Raw genomic sequence first — 18,460 nt, forward strand, 5'->3', positions numbered from 1 at the left:
CACTCTTTATCTGGCTTGACAGACGGGATGAAACCACGCGCTCCGGGATCTCGCGATGCGCCATAAAAAAGGCGGCTTCCGAAGAAACCGCCTCATTCAAACACCTGAACCACATGACGGCTCAGGCCGCGTTCGCGTCACACGGCAGCCCGCTCCTGCGAGGACCGCGCCTCAGGCGAGCCGCCTGTCAGACAGGCGACTGTGCTTCGGCGAGGAAGAACCAGGTCTCCAGTACCGAGTCGGGGTTGAGCGACACACTCTCGATGCCCTGATCCATTAGCCAGCGCGCCAGATCCGGGTGATCGGAAGGCCCCTGCCCACAGATGCCGATGTACTTGCCGGCCTTGTTGCACGCCTGAATGGCGTTGGACAGAAGCTTCTTGACCGCCGGGTTACGTTCGTCGAACAGGTGGGCGATCACGCCGGAGTCACGGTCGAGACCGAGTGTCAGCTGGGTCAGGTCGTTGGAGCCGATGGAGAAGCCGTCGAAGTACTCAAGGAACTCTTCAGCCAGAATCGCGTTGGACGGCAGCTCGCACATCATAATAATGCGCAGGCCGTTTTCGCCACGCTTCAAGCCGTTGGCGGCCAGCAGATCGATCACCTGACTCGCCTCGCCCAAGGTACGGACGAACGGCACCATGATCTCGACGTTGGTCAGGCCCATCTCTTCGCGCACACGCTTGAGCGCACGGCACTCCAGCTCGAAACAGTCACGGAAGTTCTCACTGATATAGCGCGACGCACCGCGAAAGCCCAGCATCGGGTTTTCTTCTTCGGGCTCGTAAAGCTTGCCGCCAATCAGGTTCGCATACTCGTTGGACTTGAAGTCCGAGAGGCGCACGATGACCTTTTTCGGCGTGAACGCGGCGGCCAGGGTGCTGATACCCTCGACCAGCTTGTCGACGTAGAAACCGACCGGATCATGGTAACCGGCGATGCGCTTGTCGACGCTTTCCTTGATTTCCGGTGGCAGCACCGAATAGTTGAGCAACGCCTTGGGGTGCACGCCGATCATGCGGTTGATGATGAACTCCAGACGCGCCAGACCCACCCCGGCATTGGGCAATTGGGCGAAATCGAAGGCACGGTCCGGATTGCCGACGTTCATCATGATCTTGAACGGCAGATCAGGCATTGCATCGACCGAATTGGTCTTGATGTCGAAGCCCAGCTCGCCTTCGAAGATGTAACCGGTGTCGCCCTCGGCGCAGGAGACCGTGACGCCCTGGCCATCCTGGAGGGTCTGCGTGGCGTTACCGCAGCCAACCACTGCCGGGATGCCCAGTTCACGGGCGATGATCGCCGCGTGGCAGGTACGACCGCCACGGTTGGTGACGATTGCACTGGCGCGCTTCATCACCGGCTCCCAGTCCGGGTCGGTCATGTCCGACACCAGCACGTCGCCGGGCTGTACCTTGTCCATCTCGGACACGTCCTTGATGATGCGCACCTTGCCCGCGCCGATGCGCTGACCGATGGCACGGCCTTCGACCAGCACCTTGCCGGTCTCCTTGAGCAGATAGCGTTCCATGACGTTGGCCGACGCACGGCTCTTCACCGTTTCCGGACGCGCCTGGACGATGTACAGCTTGCCGTCGTCACCGTCCTTGGCCCACTCGATGTCCATCGGGCACTTGTAGTGCTTCTCGATGATCATCGCCTGTTTGGCCAGTTCGGACACTTCGGCATCGCTCAGACAGAAACGCGCGCGATCGGCAGGCTCGACGTCGATCACCTTGACCGAACGACCGGCCTTGGCTTCTTCGCCGTAAATCATCTTGATCGCCTTGCTGCCCAGATTGCGGCGCAGGATCGCCGGGCGGCCAGCCGCCAGCGTGTCCTTGTGCACGTAGAACTCGTCCGGGTTGACGGCGCCCTGCACAACCGTCTCGCCCAGGCCGTAAGCACCGGTGATGAACACCACGTCGCGGAAGCCGGACTCGGTGTCGAGGGTGAACATGACACCGGCCGTACCGGTTTCGGAGCGCACCATACGCTGCACGCCCGCAGACAGCGCGACCAGCTTGTGGTCGAAACCCTGGTGTACGCGGTAGGAAATCGCACGGTCGTTGAACAGTGAAGCAAAAACTTCCTTGGCCGCGCGGATCACGTTCTCGACGCCGCGGATGTTCAGGAAGGTCTCCTGCTGGCCGGCGAACGACGCATCCGGCAAGTCTTCGGCAGTTGCGGAGGAACGCACGGCCACAGCCAGGTTCGGATTACCCGCAGACAGCTCGGCAAACGCAGTACGAATCTGGGCGTTGAGCTGCTCGGGGAACTCGGCTTCCATGATCCATTGACGAATCTGCGCACCGGTGCGGGCCAGCGCGTTGACATCGTCGACGTCAAGGGCGTCCAGCGCAGCATGGATCTGCTCGTTGAGGCCGCTGAGCTCGAGAAAGTCACGGTAGGCCTGGGCGGTAGTCGCGAAGCCGCCGGGCACCGACACACCAGCACCTGCGAGGTTGCTGATCATCTCGCCGAGGGACGAGTTTTTGCCCCCCACGTGCTCTACATCATGGACGCCGAGCTTATCGAGGGAAACTACGTACTCTACCAAGGTGATCTCTCCACTAACTGTGTTTGTTGTTGGGAAAAGCTCATTCGCCTGCGCCACATGCGGTGTGGCTTCAGGCGTGTCTGCCCGGACGTACAGATCGGGCGTTGAAAACCGTGCTTCAAAACCAGGTGTGCAAAAAAGCTGCACCTGCGGGCTCTCATGGCAGGCCAGCACGCCTATGATAGCCAGAATTCGTCAACTGCTTAAGGCCTGGGGCAAAAATGAAACGATCCGCTTTTTTCATCTCGGACGGCACGGGTATTACCGCCGAAACCCTGGGCCAGAGCCTGTTGGCACAATTTGAAAACATTACGTTCAACAAGTTCACCAGGCCCTATATCGACAGTGTCGAGAAGGCGCGGGCGATGGTACAACAAATCAATAATGCCGCCGACAAGGACGATGTGCGGCCGATCATCTTCGACACCATCGTCAATCAGGACATTCGCGAGATTCTGGCGACGTCCAATGGCTTCATGATCGATATCTTTTCGACCTTCCTGGCCCCGCTGGAGCAGGAGCTTAGTTCACACTCGTCCTACTCCGTGGGTAAATCGCATTCCATCGGGCATAACTCCAATTACATGGAGCGCATCGAGGCGGTCAACTTCGCGCTGGACAACGATGATGGCGCACGGACGCATTATTACGACAAGGCCGACATTATCCTCGTCGGCGTCTCGCGCTGCGGCAAAACCCCGACCTGTCTGTACATGGCCATGCAGTTCGGTATCCGGGCCGCCAACTATCCGCTGACCGAAGATGACATGGAGAGGCTGCAACTGCCTGCGGCGCTCAAGCAGCATCGCGAAAAGCTCTTCGGCCTGACCATCGACCCGGACCGTCTCACCGCGATTCGCCACGAGCGCAAGCCCAATAGCCGCTACTCCAGCTACGCGCAGTGCGAATTCGAGGTGCGCGAGGTGGAAAGCCTGTTCCGCCGCGAGAACATCGCGCACATCAACTCCACGCATTTTTCGGTGGAAGAAATCTCCGCCAAGGTGCTGGTCGAAAAAGGCGTGGAGCGACGTTTCAAATAGACGCTGCGGTCACCCCGCCAAACTGATCACTTCACTCGCCTGACTGCGGCACACGTACCCAGCCTTCCATCAGCACTCGGGCGCTGCGGCTCATCAGGGCCTTGGTGACTTTCCAGTCACCGCCCTCCTGAACAGCCTGGGCGCCGACTCGCAAGGTGCCGGAGGGATGGCCAAAGCTGACCGCACTGCGCGCCTGACCGCCAGCGGCCAGATTGACCAGCGTGCCCGGAATGGCTGCTGCCGTACCGATGGCTACCGCAGCCGTACCCATCATCGCGTGGTGCAGCTTGCCCATCGACACGGCGCGCACCAGCAGCTCGATATCCTGCGCAGCGACAGGCTTGCCACTCGACGCCAGGTAATCGGCAGGCGCCGCCACAAAAGCCACTTTGGGTGTGTGCTGGCGTGCGGCAGCTTCATCGATGTTGCCAATCAGGCCCATCCGCACCGCACCGTAGGCGCGGATGGCCTCCAGACGGGCCAGCGCCTGCGGGTCAGCGTTGATATCGCCCTGCAACTCAGTGCCGGTATAGCCGATGTCAGCAGCGTTGACAAAAATCGTCGGAATGCCGGCATTGATCATGGTCGCTTTCAGAAGGCCGATACCGGGCACTTCCAGATCGTCCACCAGATTGCCAGTGGGGAACATCGAGCCGCCCGCGCCCTCTTCGTCCGCCGCCGGGTCAAGAAACTCCAGTGGCACTTCGGCTGCCGGGAAGGTCACGCCATCCAGCTCGAAATCGCCGGTTTCCTGCACCGCGCCGTTGCAGATCGGCACATGGGCGATGATGGTCTTACCGATGTTGGCCTGCCAGATACGCACCACCGCAACGCCGTCCTGCGGAACGCGGTCAGGGTCGACCAGACCGCTCGTAATCGCGAATGGCCCCACGGCCGCTGACAGGTTGCCGCAATTGCCGCTCCAGTCGACAAACGGCTTGTCGATGGACACCTGGCCGAACAGGTAATCGACATCGTGGTCGGGCCTGCTGCTGCGCGACACAATCACGCTCTTGCTGGTACTCGACGTCGCGCCGCCCATGCCATCGATCTGCTTTTCATAGGGGTCAGGGCTGCCGATGACCCGCAACAGCAACGCATCCCGCGCCGATCCCGGAATCTGTGCGGCTTCAGGCAGGTCCATCAGCCTGAAAAACACACCCTTGCTGGTGCCGCCACGCATGTAGGTGGCCGGGATGCGGATCTGGGGTAAATGAGCCATGAATTCGTTGTCCTGTTCAAAGAGCGCGCTGCGCGCTCAAAATCGGACGCAGAGCGTCCAGAACTGCATGCCCACGCGGAGCATGAGCACGATAGTGCTCTTGCGCACGCTTATCGTTCTTCACGCTCCAGCGTAGCTACGATGCAGTAGCCTCCAGAAAATCCTGAGCAAAACGCTGCAACACGCCGCCCGCCTCATAAATAGAAAGCTCTTCAGCAGTGTCCAGACGGCATGTCACCGGCACCTCGACGCGTTCGCCGTTACGGCGCTGAATCACCAGCGTCAATGTCGCGCGCGGTGTGCGCTGGCCGATCACATCGAAGGTTTCACTGCCATCGATACCCAGAGTCAGACGGCTGGTGCCGGGCTTGAACTCCAGCGGCAGCACGCCCATGCCGACCAGGTTGGTGCGGTGAATACGCTCGAAACCTTCTGCAGCAATCGCTTCGACGCCCGCCAGCCTGACGCCTTTGGCCGCCCAGTCACGGGACGAGCCCTGCCCATAGTCGGCACCGGCAATAATGATCAACGGCTGCTTGCGCGCCATGTAGGTTTCGATGGCTTCCCACATGCGCGTGACCACGCCTTCGGGTTCGATGCGGGTCAGCGAGCCTTTCCTGACCTTGCCATCGACCACTGCCATCTCGTTGACCAGTTGCGGGTTGGCAAAGGTCGCGCGCTGGGCGGTCAGGTGGTCGCCCCGATGGGTCGCATAGGAGTTGAAGTCTTCTTCCGGCAGTCCCATTTTCGCCAGGTACTCGCCCGCCGCACTGTCGAGCATGATCGCGTTGGACGGCGACAGGTGATCGGTGGTGATGTTGTCCGGCAGCACGGCGAGAGCCCGCATGCCCTTGAGCGTACGTTCTCCGGCCAATGCGCCTTCCCAGTAGGGCGGGCGACGGATGTAGGTGCTCATCGGACGCCAGTCGTACAGCGGCTCGACCTTCGGCCCGCTGTGTTCTTCGATGGCAAACATCGGGATATAGACCTGACGGAACTGCTCGGGCTTGACCGACGCCTGCACGACCGCATCAATCTCTTCATCGCTCGGCCAGATGTCCTTGAGACGGATTTCCCGGCCCTCGGCGACGCCCAGCACATCGTTTTCTATATCGAAGCGGATGGTCCCGGCAATGGCATACGCCACCACCAGGGGCGGCGAGGCCAGAAAGGCCTGCTTGGCATAGGGGTGAATACGCCCGTCGAAATTACGGTTACCGGACAAGACCGCCGTGGCGTACAGGTCGCGGTCGATGATTTCCTGCTGGATCAGCGGATCGAGCGCGCCGGACATGCCATTGCAGGTGGTGCAGGCAAAGGCCACGACGCCAAAACCCAGTTGCTCCAGCTCCGAGGTCAGCCCTGCTGCGTCCAGGTATAGCGCCACGGTTTTCGAGCCGGGTGCCAGCGATGATTTCACCCACGGCTTGCGCAGCAGCCCCAGGCGGTTGGCGTTGCGTGCCAGCAGACCGGCGGCAATGACGTTGCGCGGGTTGCTGGTGTTGGTGCAACTGGTGATCGCCGCGATGATCACCGCGCCGTCGGGCATCTGCCCCGGCACCTCGTCCCATTGCCCGGCAATACCTCTGGCCGCCAGATCGGCGGTGGCAACCCGCGCATGAGGGTTGGAGGGCCCGGCCATGTTGCGCACCACACTGGACAGGTCGAAACTCAGCACCCGCTCGTAGTGCACCTCGCTGAGGCTGTCCGACCAAAGGCCAGTGTGCCGGGCATACAGCTCGACCAGTTTGACCTGCTCGTCCTCGCGCCCTGTCAAACGCAGGTAGTCGATGGTTTGCGAGTCAATGGAGAACATCGCCGCCGTCGCGCCGTATTCAGGCGCCATGTTGGAGATCGTCGCCCGGTCGCCCAGGGTCAGGCTCGACGCGCCTGCGCCATAGAACTCCAGGTAAGCGCCAACCACCTTCTGTTGGCGCAGGTATTCGGTCAGCGCGAGCACTACGTCGGTGGCGGTGATGCCTGGCTGGCGGCGCCCGGTCAGTTCGACACCAATGATGTCCGGCAGGCGCATCCACGAGGCGCGCCCGAGCATGACGTTTTCGGCCTCGAGCCCGCCGACGCCGATGGCAATCACGCCGAGGGCGTCGACGTGCGGCGTGTGGCTGTCCGTGCCCACCAGTGTGTCGGGAAAGGCTACGCCGTCGAGCACCTGCACCACCGGCGACATTTTCTCCAGATTGATCTGGTGCATGATGCCGTTGCCCGGCGGGATCACTTCGACGTTCTTGAACGCCTGCTTGGTCCAGTCAATGAAATGAAAACGGTCTTCGTTGCGACGGTCTTCAATGGCGCGGTTCTTGGCGAACGCCTGCGGGTCGTTACCGTCGGACTCCACTGCCAGCGAGTGGTCGACGATCAATTGCACCGGAACCACCGGGTTGACCAGCGCAGGATCGCCACCCTGCGAAGCGATCGCGTCGCGCAGTCCGGCAAGGTCGACCAACGCGGTCTGACCCAGAATGTCGTGGCAGACCACACGTGCCGGGAACCAGGGAAAATCCAGATCACGCTTGCGCTCGATGAGCTGGGTCAACGAGGCATTCAAGGTCGCCGGATCACAACGGCGCACCAGGTTCTCGGCCAGCACCCGCGAGGTGTAGGGCAGCGTGGCATAGGCGCCGGGCTTGAGCGCCTCGACGGCCGCCCGAGCGTCGAAATAATCCAGTCGGGTGCCAGGGAGCGGTTTGCGAAATTCACTGTTCATTGCGGGACTCGATCACGGAGTGTTCGGAATACGGGTGGGGAGCTCGTCGGCGGCTCCCCTGCCCCCTTTTCAGCGCTGTTCCAAGGGTACGAACGCGCGCTGTTCGACGCCGATGTACTCGGCGCTCGGGCGAATGATGCGGTTATTGGCACGCTGTTCGAAAACGTGAGCGGCCCAGCCGGTCAGGCGTGAGCAGACGAAGATCGGGGTGAACAGCTTGGTCGGGATGCCCATGAAGTGATACGCCGACGCATGGTAGAAGTCGGCGTTGGGGAACAGTTTCTTCTGCTCCCACATGACCTTGTCGATGGCCTCGGAAACCGGGAACAGCACCGTATCGCCCACTTCGTCAGCGAGTTTCTTCGACCAGCCCTTGATCACCTCGTTGCGCGGGTCGGACTCCTTGTAGATCGCATGGCCAAAGCCCATGATCTTTTCCTTGCGCTCCAGCATGCCCAGCGTGCCTTTGGTGGCCTCTTCAGCCGAGGCGAAGCGCTGAATCATTTCCATTGCAGCCTCGTTGGCACCACCGTGCAGCGGGCCGCGCAAGGTGCCGATGGCGGCTGTGACGCAGGAATACAGGTCCGACAGCGTCGACGCGCAGACGCGGGCGGTGAAGGTCGAGGCATTGAATTCGTGCTCGGCGTACAGAATCAGCGAGACGTCCATGACCTTGCGGTGCAGTTCGCTGGGCGCCTTGTCGAGCAACAGGTGCAGAAAATGCCCGCCGATGGAGTCTTCTGCGGAGGTGCAGTCGATACGCTTGCCGTCATGACTGAAGCGATACCAGTAGCACATGATCGCCGGGAACGCTGCGAGCAGACGGTCGGTTGAGTCGCGCTGCTGATCGAAGCTGCGCTCCGGCTCCAGGGTGCCGAGCATGGAGGCACCCGTGCGCATGACATCCATCGGGTGAGTGTCGGCGGGTATGCGTTCCAGCACTTCCTTCAAGGCCTGCGGCAGATCGCGCAGGCCCTTGAGTTTGTCCATATAGGCAGACAATTCGGCTTTATCAGGCAGTTCGCCGTACAGCAGCAGATAGGCAACTTCTTCAAAGCGAGCTTCGGCGGCCAGATCGCGCACATCATAGCCACGATAGGTCAGCCCGGCACCGGCCATGCCCACCGTGGACAACGCCGTCTGCCCGGCCACCTGCCCGCGTAGTCCGGCACCACTCAATACTTTTGCTTCAGCCATGGTTTTCTCCAATTTTGTTTTTGTGTGACTGGACGCGGAGCGCGGGGACGAGTGTCAGCCTGCCCCTTTCAGCCCTTCTTCTGCGCGAACAGTGCATCCAGCTTCTGCTCGAATGTGTGGTAATCGATCGCGTCATACAGCTCCATGCGCGTCTGCATACTGTCGATCACGTTTTTCTGGCTGCCGTCACGGCGGATCGCGCCGTAGACATTTTCCGCAGCCTTGTTCATCGCACGGAATGCGGAAAGCGGGTACAGCACCAGCGACACGTCCGCCTCGCGCAGCTCATCGACCGTAAACAACGGCGTGGCGCCAAACTCGGTGATGTTGGCGAGGATCGGCACACCTGCACGGTTGGCGAATTGCTTGTACATTGCCAGTTCGGTGATGGCCTCGGGGAACACCATATCCGCGCCGGCTTCAATACAGGCAGCGGCACGCTCCAGCGCCGACTCCAGCCCTTCAACCGCCAACGCATCGGTACGCGCCATGATCACGAAGCTGTCGTCAGTCCGGGCATCCACGGCAGCCTTGATCCGGTCGACCATTTCCTGCTGAGAGACAATTTCCTTGTTGGGACGATGCCCGCAACGCTTGGCACCCACCTGATCCTCAATGTGAATCGCCGCCGCTCCGGCCTTGATCATCGAGCGCACGGTACGCGCCACATTGAAAGCCGAAGAACCGAAACCGGTGTCGACATCCACCAGCAACGGCAGGTCGCAAACGTCGGTGATACGCCGCACATCGATCAGCACGTCTTCAAGACCGGTGATTCCCAGGTCCGGAATGCCCAGTGATCCCGCCGCGACTCCGCCGCCAGATAGATAAATGGCCTTGAACCCGGCACGTTTGGCGAGCAGTGCGTGGTTGGCATTGATCGCGCCGACCACTTGCAGCGGCTGTTCGCTGGCGACTGCGTCGCGGAAACGCTGGCCGGGAGTGCTGTTGTTATGACTCATTGCGTACCTCGGTCGGAAGTCGTCTGGGAAGCCGCCTGATAATGGCGCTCGATGTTGCGTCTGGACGCGCCGATATGGCGGCGCATCAACAATTCGGCCAGCTCACCGTCGCGGTCGGCGATAGCGTCGAGAATGCGGTGATGTTCGGCAAAAGCCTGGCGAGGCCGGTTGGGCGTGGTGGAATACTGAATGCGGTACATGCGCACCAGCTGGTAGAGCTCACCACAGAGCATCTGGCTGAGGGTGCGATTGCCGCTGCCCTGGATGATGCGATAGTGAAAGTCGAAATCGCCCTCTTGCTGGTAATAGCCGATACCTGCCTGAAAGGCGGCATCGCGCTCATGGGTATCCAGAACGCCGCGCAGCTCGTCGATTTCGGCCTGGGTCATGCGTTCGGCGGCCAGACGACAGGCCATACCCTCCAGTGACTCGCGAATTTCATAGAGTTCGATCAGTTCGGCATGACTGAGCGACACCACCCGGGCGCCCACATGCGGCACACGAACCACCAGTCGCTGCCCTTCGAGCCGGTGAATCGCTTCGCGCAGCGGCCCGCGACTGATGCCATAGGTGCGAGCCAGTTCCGGCTCGGAAATCTTGCTGCCGGGGGCAATCTCGCCTTTCACGATAGCCGATTGAATGCGTCGGAAAACGTTCTCGGAGAGGGTTTCCGAGTCGTCGGCAACCGTCATTGTTTTTTCGACCACATTCAGCATTGTCGACACCTCATGGCTATATGCGCTCAAATCTAGTCATATTTAGTCAATCCGTCAAAGCCAAACCCAGCATTGTCGACAATCAGTCAAAGCGGGTGAACTCTGCTCGACAACGCAACCTGAACAGCTACACAGGTTGATCACTGGCAGCCGCAGGGCTTCATGCTAGAATGCGTCGCGTCCGTACAGCGCGCTCCGCAGCGGAGCCAGCGACTGCGAACCGCCTGCCCTACTATCATCAGGTCAATTCCATTTGCGCCCTGACCCTGAAGTTGTTCGCTCATCGCGCCAGGATTTATGAGACTGACTACCCTCCCCACACTGCTCAGCCTTCTGTTTTTGCCCGGCCTGACCCTGGCCGCCAACAAGACAGTCTATGGCCTCAACGAATACGCCCGGCTGATCGAAATCGATATCGAGATCGCCGCCAAGCTCGACACCGGTGCCAAGACCGCCTCGCTGAGCGCCCGCGACATCAAACATTTCAAGCGCGATGGCGAAAGCTGGGTGCGTTTCTATCTGGCCAGCGACAGCAAGCATGTACACCCCATCGAACGCCCCCTGGCGCGGGTCAGCAAGATCAAGCGGCGTGCCGACGATCTCGACCCGGATGACGACAATCGCTATTCGTCACGCCCGGTGATCAGCCTCGATATCTGCATGGGTGAATCTTTACGCACCATAGAAGTGAACTTGACTGACCGAAGTGCTTTCCAATACCCGCTTTTGATCGGCTCCGAAGCCTTGAAACGCTTTGATGCGCTGGTCGATCCAAGTCTTAAATATGCGGCAGGGAAGCCCGGCTGCGCTTCCGTCGCTCAAAACGCAGAGTAAATCCATGCGCTCTCTTACACTCCATCTGAAGATCCTGATCACTGCCCTGGTGACCCTCGGCATCGCGATCACGGCCTATCAGATTCTGGCGCTGGGCATACCCGTCAGCGAAGACGAAACCGATGACCTGTGGAATATCGACGCCAAAGTCGAATTCGTCGCCAATCCCAAGGATTCGGTGAAGGTACAGATGTTCGTGCCGCCGCTCGCCCACGACTACATCAGCCTCAATGAAAGCTTCATCTCGAACAATTACGGCGTCAGCGTCAACCGCGCCGACGGCAACCGCAAGGTCACCTGGTCGGCCCGTCGCGCCACCGGCAACCAGACCCTCTACTACCGACTGGTGCTGACCAAGCGTTACAGCGGTGAAAAACCCAAGGTCAAAGGGCCTATCTTTCGCGACAGCATGACCGTCGAAGGCCCGGAAAAGATCGCCGCCGAAGCACTGCTGGCGCCCATTCGCCAGCATTCGGCGGACGTGGAGACCTTCATTACCGAGGCCATCAAGCGCGTCAACAACCTGAATGACGATAACGTCAAACTGCTGCTGGCCGGTGATAACTCGGCGTCCAACAAGGCTCGGGTCACCGAACTGCTGCTGTCGATCGCCCACGTACCGCTGGAAAAAGCCCACACCATTCGCCTGGATGCCGAGCAGCAGACGCCGGAACTCTGGCTGCGCAGCTTCAACGGCAAGGAATGGCTGTACTTCAATCCCGACACCGGTGAAGCCGGCCTGCCGGATGACCGCCTGCTCTGGTGGACCGGCGAGGAAGGCCTGGTCAGCGTCGAAGGCGGCAAGAAGGTGCAAGTCACGTTCAGCCTCAACAACAGTGAAATGAACGCGATGCGGCTCGCCAAACTGACCGATGCCAGCACCGATTCGGACTTCCTGGCCTATTCGCTGTACGGCTTGCCGCTGCAAACCCAGCAGACCTTCATGATCATGGTCATGATCCCGATTGGCGTGCTGGTCATCCTGATCCTGCGCAACCTGATTGGCCTGCAGACACTGGGCACCTTCACCCCCGTGCTGATTGCGCTGGCATTCCGTGAAACGCAACTGGGCTTCGGCATTGCACTGTTTACCGTGATCACGGCGCTGGGCTTGTCCCTGCGCTCGTATCTGGAGCACCTGAAACTGCAAATGCTGCCGCGCCTGTCGGTGGTACTGACCTTCGTCGTGGTGCTGATCGCGGCCATCAGCCTGTTCAGCCACAAGCTCGGGCTGGAGCGCGGCCTGTCGGTTGCGCTGTTCCCGATGGTGATTCTGACCATGACCATCGAGCGCCTGTCGATCACCTGGGAAGAGCGCGGTGGCAGCCATGCCATGAAGGTCGCCATCGGGACGCTGTTCGCCGCGTCGCTGGCGCACCTGATCATGAGCGTGCCGGAACTGACCTATTTCGTCTTCACCTTCCCCGCAGTGCTGCTGATACTGGTCGGCTTCATGCTGGCAATGGGCAGATACCGTGGCTACCGGCTGACCGAGCTGATGCGCTTCAAGGCATTCCTGAAAGAGGAAAAGGCCAAGTGATCGGCTGGTGGAAGACCTGGAAGGCGCTCGAAGCGCGCGGCATCATGGGCATCAATCGACGTAACGCCGACTATGTGCTCAAGTACAACAAGCGCAGCCTCTATCCGATCGTCGATGACAAGATCATCACCAAGGAGCGAGCCATCGCCGCAGGCATTCATGTGCCGGAGATGTACGGCGTGATTTCCACGGAAAAGGAAATCGACAGGCTCGACGAGATCATCGGCGCGCACCGCGACTTCGTGATCAAACCTGCACAGGGCGCAGGCGGCGATGGCATTCTGGTGATCGCCGACCGTTTCGAGGAACGCTTTCGCACCGTCTCGGGACGCATCATCAGCCACTCGGAAATCGAGCATCAGGTTTCCAGCATTCTCACTGGCCTGTATTCCCTGGGCGGTCACCGCGACCGGGCGCTGATCGAGTACCGGGTCGTACCGGACCCGATCTTCAAAAGCATCAGTTACGAAGGCGTACCGGACATCCGCATCATCGTGCTGATGGGTTATCCGGTGATGGCCATGCTGCGCTTGCCTACCCGTCAATCAGGCGGCAAGGCTAACCTCCACCAAGGCGCCATTGGCGTAGGTGTGGACCTGGCCACCGGTGTCACCCTGCAAGGAACGTGGCTGAACAACATCATCAGCAAGCACCCGGACACCACCCACTCGGTGGATGGCGTGCAATTGCCCAACTGGGACGGCTTCATGAAGCTTGCCGCCGAGTGCTACGAGTTGTGCGGCCTGGGCTACATCGGCGTCGACATGGTGCTGGACCAGGACAAAGGCCCGTTGATTCTGGAGCTCAACGCCCGTCCCGGTCTGAATATTCAGATCGCCAACGACAGTGGCCTGACCCATCGCACTCAGGCCGTCGAGGCGCGTCTGGAGCAACTGGCTCTTGAAGGACGCCACGAATCGGCGCAGGAGCGGGTCAGCTTTGTCCAGGACCTGTTCGGCCACGTGCCCGGCGCCTGAACCGACATACCGCTAGGACTGCCGCACCGGCAAGGCTACAATCGCCAGCCGCGTTTCCAAGACCGATATTCGACGATGCCGATCTGCTCGATACACCCCCTGCCCTACAGCGCCGACCCGATCGCGTTCTTTGCGCGAATCCGCGAAGCGCCGGGTGCGGTGCTGCTCGACAGCGGCAGGCCAGCAGCCGTTCGGGGCCGACATGACCTGCTCAGCGCATGGCCGCTGCAGGAACTGAGCGTGACCGATGACGAGAACGGAGCCACCTATCTCCAGCGCTTGCGCGACAGTCTCGAGGCGCTCGGCACAGCACAGCTGCCTGACGGATGCGAACTGCCCTTCGCTGGCGGCCTGATCGGTTATCTGAGCTATGAATTCGGTCGACGCCTGGAGCCTTTGCCGGATCAGGCCATTGACGACCTGCAACTGCCCGAGGCCCGTCTGGGGCTCTACGCCTGGGCGCTGATCAGTGATCATCAGGATCAGACCAGCCAGCTGATTTTTCACCCGTCCCTGGCCACACGCGAGCGCAAACGGCTGATTGAGCTGTTCTCTGTCGATGTCCCTGAGCCGCACGCGGAGTTCCGCCTCAGCCAGCCGTTTCAAGCCAGCATCAGCGCGGATCACTATCGCCAGGCTTTCCAACGAATTCAGGCCTACATTCAGGCTGGTGACTGCTATCAGGTGAACTTCGCACAACGCTTTCAGGCGCAGTGCGCTGGTGACCCGTGGGCCGCTTATTGTGCACTGCGAGCGGCTTGCCCGACGCCGTTCGCCGGCTACCTGAGCCTGCCGGGAGCCGATGCGATTCTGAGTCTTTCGCCGGAGCGCTTCGTGCGGGTCAGCGCCCGGCAGGTCGAAACCCGCCCGATCAAAGGCACTCGCCCCCGTAGCGCGGACCCCGCGCAGGATGCCGCCTTCGCCGCCGAACTGCTGGCCAGCGAGAAGGATCGCGCAGAAAACCTGATGATCGTCGATTTACTGCGTAACGACCTGGGCCGCAGTTGCCGCATCGGCTCGGTGAAAGTCCCCGAGCTGTTCAGCCTCGAAAGCTACCCCAATGTGCACCACCTGGTGAGCAGCGTGACCGGCGAGCTGGCCGCTGGCAACGATGCACTGGACCTGATCGGCGGCAGCTTTCCCGGCGGCTCGATCACGGGTGCGCCGAAGATCCGCGCCATGCAGATCATCGACGAGCTGGAGCCGACCCGTCGCAGCCTGTATTGCGGCTCGCTGATGTACCTGGACGTGCGCGGCGAGATGGACAGTTCGATCGCCATCCGCAGCCTGCTGGTCAAGAACGGACAGATTTCCTGCTGGGGCGGTGGCGGCATCGTCGCCGATTCCGACTGCGACGCCGAGTATCAGGAAACTTTCACCAAGGTTCGTGTGCTACTGGAGACGCTTGAGGCGCTCTGAGATCCGGCTTCTGTGGGAACGAAGCGCCGGGAGTTCGCCCCGCCTAAAGCATCAGATCCCGATTCGAGGCCTTGATGAATTCCTTTTTCAGGTCATCGAACGTGTGCACCGCCGGAAACTGCGGGAATTCGCGGATCACGTTATTGGGAGCGTGGAACAGGATACCTGCGTCGGCCTCGCCCAGCATGGTCGTGTCGTTGTACGAATCACCGGCAGCAATGACCCGGTAATACAGGCTCTTGAAGGCCAGCACCGACTGACGCTTGGGGTCTTTCTGGCGTAACTGGTAACTGACCACCCGATCGGTCTCGTCAGTGATCAGACGATGACACAGCAGGGTCGGAAAACCCAGTTGACGCATCAGTGGCTGAGAGAACTCATAGAAAGTGTCCGAGAGAATCACCACCTGAAACCGCTCACGCAGCCAGTCGACAAACTCCACGGCGCCCTCCAGCGGCTTGAGGGTGCCGATCACTGCCTGAATGTCCGCCAGTTTCAGACCGTGCTCATCAAGAATGCGCAGGCGCTGCGTCATCAGCACGTCGTAATCGGGAATGTCCCGCGTGGTGGCACGCAGCGATTCGATACCGGTTTTTTCGGCAAAGGCGATCCAGATTTCCGGAACCAGTACCCCTTCGAGGTCCAGACAGGCAATTTCCACAACACACTCCTCAGACCATTCACGCTCGACGCAAGCAGCACTCTAGCCGCTGGCAACGGCCACTGAACAGCGGATTTTGTTACCATTGCCGCCATCACGAGCGCTTAAGCGCCACTCTTGCATTTTAGGAAGCCGCCTGATGAGCCAACCTTTCGACGTCGCTGAACTGGCGACGACCTATGCGAACAAGTCTGCACAAGACATTCTGAAGCTGGCCTTCGAACACTTCGGCGACGACCTGTGGATCTCGTTCAGCGGTGCCGAGGACGTGGTTCTGGTCGACATGGCCTGGAAGCTGAACAAGAACGTCAAGGTCTTCAGCCTGGACACCGGGCGCCTGCACGCGGAAACCTATCGTTTCATCGAACAGGTCCGCGAGCACTACAAGATCGAAATCGAGATCGTTTCGCCCGACCACAGCAAACTTGAACCTTTCGTCAAGGAAAAGGGCCTGTTCAGCTTTTACCGGGATGGTCACGGCGAATGCTGCGGCATCCGCAAGATCGAGCCGCTGCGTCGCAAACTGTCTGGCGTCAGCGCCTGGGCAACCGGCCAGCGCCGTGATCAGAGCCCCGGCACCCGCAGTGCCGTTGCTGCAGTGGAAGTCGACAGCGCATTTTCGACGCCCGAGCGCACGCTGTACAAATTCAACCCGTTGGCACAGATGAGCAGCGAGGAAATCTGGGGCTACATCCGCATGCTGGAGCTGCCCTATAACAGCCTGCACGAGCGCGGCTTCATCAGCATCGGCTGCGAACCCTGCACCCGCCCGGTACTGCCGAACCAGCACGAGCGCGAAGGTCGCTGGTGGTGGGAGGAAGCCACGCAGAAGGAATGCGGGCTGCATGCGGGCAACCTGATAGCGCGCAACTGACGCAGCCAGAGGCACGCCTCGACCTGCAAGCTACAAGTCAACGCGCGTCCGGCGCTGACTTGCAGCTTGCCGCTGCTCCTAGTGCACCGGCAACTCGACGTTGGCAAACAGCTCTTCCATTTCCTGCTTGTTATGGCACTGAATCGCCTTGGCCATGACTTCGCGGGTCAGGTGCGGTGCGAATTTCTCGATGAAATCGCACATGAAACCACGCAGGAAGGTGCCGCGACGGAAAGCGATTTTTGTCACGCTAGACTCGAACAGGTCACTGGCATCGAGCACCACCAGGTCGCTGTCCACTGCCTCGTCTATCGCCATTCTTGCCACGATGCCCACGCCCAGATTCAGCCTGACGTAGGTCTTGATCACGTCGGCATCCGCCGCCGTAAACACGACCTTGGGCACCAGCCCGCGATGGCTGAACGCCTCATCCAGCTTGGAACGGCCGGTAAAGCCGAAGACGTAAGTCACGATCGGGTATTCGGCGAGCAATTCCAGCGTCAGCTTCGGTGCCTTGGTCAACGGGTGCCCCTGCGGCACGACAATGCAACGGTTCCAGCGATAGCACGGCATCATCACCAGATCGCTGAACTGCTCGAGGGCCTCGGTGGCGATGGCAAAATCAACCGTCCCGTCAGCCGCCATTTCAGCGATCTGCATCGGTGAGCCCTGATGCATGTGCAGCGCGACATCTGGGTATTGCTTGATGAAGTTGCTGATTACCGGCGGCAAGGCATAACGCGCCTGGGTGTGAGTGGTGGCGATCGACAGCGTGCCCTTCTTCTCGTTGGAGAACTCCTGGGCAATCTGCTTGATGCTCTCGACCTTGCGCAGGATCTCGCCCGCTGTGGTGATGATGCGCTCGCCTGCCGGTGTCACACGCGTCAGGTGCTTGCCACTGCGGGCGAAAACCTCGACGCCCAGCTCGTCTTCAAGCAGGCGGATCTGCTTGCTGATACCGGGCTGGGAGGTGTAAAGGCTCTGGGCCGTCGCGGAAACGTTGAGGTCGTGGTGCGCCACTTCCCAAATGTAGCGCAGTTGTTGGAGCTTCATATGTATCCCTCAAAGCAGATAAACCCTATGGGTATCGGCGACGGTATATAACTGGATTAATGGTGAGACGAATAATTCTAGAACTTTTTATCACCTTTGTAAGGTGATCGCACGCTCGATTTCATTAAAACCACCAATTGGACCTTCCCTCTACCCCCGCCCCTTTTTCAACATCATCGGAACCATGTAGACCGGCACGTCGGAAAACTGCAGGACCCTGGCAGCCGTGCGGCCTATAGAGGTGCCCTCTTCCATCCTGCGGCTGTGACTGCCGACCACCAGCAAATCCACATTCAGCCTGTGCGCCTGTTCGAGAATCACGCTGGCAGGCTCGCCCTGAACGACACGCACCGTACGAATCAGGGAAAGGTCCGAGTGCCCTTCGCCCAGTTCGTCACGAAACCCGTCGAGCATTCGTTGCTCTATTCCACTCAGAAACGCATTCACACCCTTGCCGCGAAGCTCTTTCAACGCTTCCTCGCCCAGGTAACTCTGCAGCACCGACTCGGCGAACAGGCCCAAAGGCTCGACGACATGGATAACGTACAGCTCGGCGTTGAACGTTCGAGCCAGCGCCAGCGCGTGCTGCGTTACATAAGGCGCGTACAGACCGAGGTCTGCGGCATACAGCATCGAACGGACCATACAACCTCCCATACAACCGGAATGGCGGAGAT

The 18,460-nt window shown here is 60.3% G+C and carries 15 protein-coding genes; 6 read left to right on the plus strand and 9 right to left on the minus strand.

Annotation, left to right across the window (positions count from 1 at the left end; all coding sequences use genetic code 11):
- Positions 1-187: 187 nt before the first annotated feature.
- Positions 188-2,563: a phosphoenolpyruvate synthase gene (gene ppsA, locus BLR16_RS16970; protein ID WP_003366845.1), complete on the minus strand. Its 2,376-nt coding sequence runs from the start codon at positions 2,561-2,563 to the stop codon at positions 188-190.
- 221 nt (positions 2,564-2,784) lie between these two features.
- Here ppsA and BLR16_RS16975 point away from each other — a divergent pair, with 221 nt between their 5' ends.
- Positions 2,785-3,603, plus strand: coding sequence for a posphoenolpyruvate synthetase regulatory kinase/phosphorylase PpsR (locus BLR16_RS16975; RefSeq protein WP_003347114.1), 819 nt, complete (start codon positions 2,785-2,787; stop codon positions 3,601-3,603).
- Positions 3,604-3,634: 31 nt separating this feature from the next.
- Here the strand turns inward: BLR16_RS16975 and prpF are convergent, their stop codons facing one another.
- The 5 genes from prpF to BLR16_RS17000 form a co-directional block, all read right to left on the minus strand.
- Complete coding sequence (gene prpF / locus BLR16_RS16980) at positions 3,635-4,825, minus strand: 2-methylaconitate cis-trans isomerase PrpF (protein WP_003366843.1); 1,191 nt, start codon at positions 4,823-4,825, stop codon at positions 3,635-3,637.
- Positions 4,826-4,961: 136 nt separating this feature from the next.
- Entirely contained in the window at positions 4,962-7,550 is a 2,589-nt protein-coding gene (gene acnD, locus BLR16_RS16985) for a Fe/S-dependent 2-methylisocitrate dehydratase AcnD (protein WP_003433048.1), read from the minus strand.
- Positions 7,551-7,619: 69 nt separating this feature from the next.
- Entirely contained in the window at positions 7,620-8,747 is a 1,128-nt protein-coding gene (gene prpC / locus BLR16_RS16990; RefSeq protein WP_003433049.1) for a bifunctional 2-methylcitrate synthase/citrate synthase, read from the minus strand.
- 68 nt (positions 8,748-8,815) lie between these two features.
- Positions 8,816-9,709, minus strand: coding sequence for a methylisocitrate lyase (gene prpB / locus BLR16_RS16995; protein ID WP_003433051.1), 894 nt, complete (start codon positions 9,707-9,709; stop codon positions 8,816-8,818).
- Positions 9,706-10,425, minus strand: coding sequence for a GntR family transcriptional regulator (locus BLR16_RS17000; protein WP_003433052.1), 720 nt, complete (start codon positions 10,423-10,425; stop codon positions 9,706-9,708). Before BLR16_RS17000 ends, prpB begins: the two co-directional genes overlap by 4 nt.
- Positions 10,426-10,722: 297 nt before the next feature.
- Between BLR16_RS17000 and BLR16_RS17005 the strand changes: the two genes are divergently transcribed.
- The 4 genes from BLR16_RS17005 to pabB all read left to right on the plus strand — a co-directional run bounded on the left by BLR16_RS17005 (position 10,723) and on the right by pabB (position 15,195).
- Positions 10,723-11,259, plus strand: a complete 537-nt coding sequence (locus tag BLR16_RS17005) for a retropepsin-like aspartic peptidase RloA (RefSeq protein WP_003366834.1) — start codon at positions 10,723-10,725, stop codon at positions 11,257-11,259.
- A gap of 4 nt (positions 11,260-11,263) precedes the next feature.
- Positions 11,264-12,799 carry an osmotic stress tolerance membrane protein RloB gene (locus BLR16_RS17010; RefSeq protein WP_003433053.1) on the plus strand — a complete coding sequence of 512 codons (1,536 nt, stop codon included), beginning with the start codon at positions 11,264-11,266 and terminating at the stop codon, positions 12,797-12,799.
- Positions 12,799-13,776 carry an alpha-L-glutamate ligase-like protein gene (locus BLR16_RS17015; protein ID WP_161428781.1) on the plus strand — a complete coding sequence of 326 codons (978 nt, stop codon included), beginning with the start codon at positions 12,799-12,801 and terminating at the stop codon, positions 13,774-13,776. Before BLR16_RS17010 ends, BLR16_RS17015 begins: the two co-directional genes overlap by 1 nt.
- Positions 13,777-13,851: 75 nt before the next feature.
- Positions 13,852-15,195, plus strand: coding sequence for an aminodeoxychorismate synthase component I (gene pabB / locus BLR16_RS17020; RefSeq protein WP_074808544.1), 1,344 nt, complete (start codon positions 13,852-13,854; stop codon positions 15,193-15,195).
- A gap of 43 nt (positions 15,196-15,238) precedes the next feature.
- Here the strand turns inward: pabB and thrH are convergent, their stop codons facing one another.
- Positions 15,239-15,856, minus strand: coding sequence for a bifunctional phosphoserine phosphatase/homoserine phosphotransferase ThrH (thrH, locus tag BLR16_RS17025; protein WP_003366824.1), 618 nt, complete (start codon positions 15,854-15,856; stop codon positions 15,239-15,241).
- Positions 15,857-15,995: 139 nt separating this feature from the next.
- On the opposite strand from thrH, the gene BLR16_RS17030 reads away from it, so the two are divergent.
- A complete protein-coding gene (locus BLR16_RS17030; RefSeq protein WP_003366821.1) occupies positions 15,996-16,730 on the plus strand; it encodes a phosphoadenylyl-sulfate reductase in 735 nt (244 codons plus the stop codon).
- Between the two features lie 78 nt (positions 16,731-16,808).
- Here the strand turns inward: BLR16_RS17030 and cysB are convergent, their stop codons facing one another.
- Together cysB and BLR16_RS17040 are read right to left on the minus strand one after the other, a co-directional pair.
- Positions 16,809-17,783 carry an HTH-type transcriptional regulator CysB gene (cysB, locus tag BLR16_RS17035; protein WP_003315705.1) on the minus strand — a complete coding sequence of 325 codons (975 nt, stop codon included), beginning with the start codon at positions 17,781-17,783 and terminating at the stop codon, positions 16,809-16,811.
- 150 nt (positions 17,784-17,933) lie between these two features.
- The gene (locus BLR16_RS17040; RefSeq protein WP_044308264.1) at positions 17,934-18,428 is read right to left on the minus strand and encodes a universal stress protein; all 495 of its coding nucleotides are present in this window, start codon (positions 18,426-18,428) and stop codon (positions 17,934-17,936) included.
- Between the last annotated feature and the right edge of the window lie 32 nt (positions 18,429-18,460).

It is taken from the genome of Pseudomonas sp. BS3767 (assembly GCF_900099665.1).
GTDB classification, from domain to species: Bacteria; Pseudomonadota; Gammaproteobacteria; order Pseudomonadales; family Pseudomonadaceae; genus Aquipseudomonas; species Aquipseudomonas cerasi.

Bases quoted from the DNA above. Each gene is read 5' to 3' on its own strand.
- BLR16_RS16975 (WP_003347114.1), top strand. From the start codon at position 2,785: ATGAAACGATCCGCTTTTTTCATCTCGGACGGCACGGGTATTACCGCC.
- prpF (WP_003366843.1), bottom strand. From the start codon at position 4,825: ATGGCTCATTTACCCCAGATCCGCATCCCGGCCACCTACATGCGTGGC.
- acnD (WP_003433048.1), bottom strand. From the start codon at position 7,550: ATGAACAGTGAATTTCGCAAACCGCTCCCTGGCACCCGACTGGATTAT.
- prpC (WP_003433049.1), bottom strand. From the start codon at position 8,747: ATGGCTGAAGCAAAAGTATTGAGTGGTGCCGGACTACGCGGGCAGGTG.
- prpB (WP_003433051.1), bottom strand. From the start codon at position 9,709: ATGAGTCATAACAACAGCACTCCCGGCCAGCGTTTCCGCGACGCAGTC.
- BLR16_RS17000 (WP_003433052.1), bottom strand. From the start codon at position 10,425: ATGCTGAATGTGGTCGAAAAAACAATGACGGTTGCCGACGACTCGGAA.
- BLR16_RS17005 (WP_003366834.1), top strand. From the start codon at position 10,723: ATGAGACTGACTACCCTCCCCACACTGCTCAGCCTTCTGTTTTTGCCC.
- BLR16_RS17010 (WP_003433053.1), top strand. From the start codon at position 11,264: ATGCGCTCTCTTACACTCCATCTGAAGATCCTGATCACTGCCCTGGTG.
- pabB (WP_074808544.1), top strand. From the start codon at position 13,852: ATGCCGATCTGCTCGATACACCCCCTGCCCTACAGCGCCGACCCGATC.
- BLR16_RS17030 (WP_003366821.1), top strand. From the start codon at position 15,996: ATGAGCCAACCTTTCGACGTCGCTGAACTGGCGACGACCTATGCGAAC.
- cysB (WP_003315705.1), bottom strand. From the start codon at position 17,783: ATGAAGCTCCAACAACTGCGCTACATTTGGGAAGTGGCGCACCACGAC.
- BLR16_RS17040 (WP_044308264.1), bottom strand. From the start codon at position 18,428: ATGGTCCGTTCGATGCTGTATGCCGCAGACCTCGGTCTGTACGCGCCT.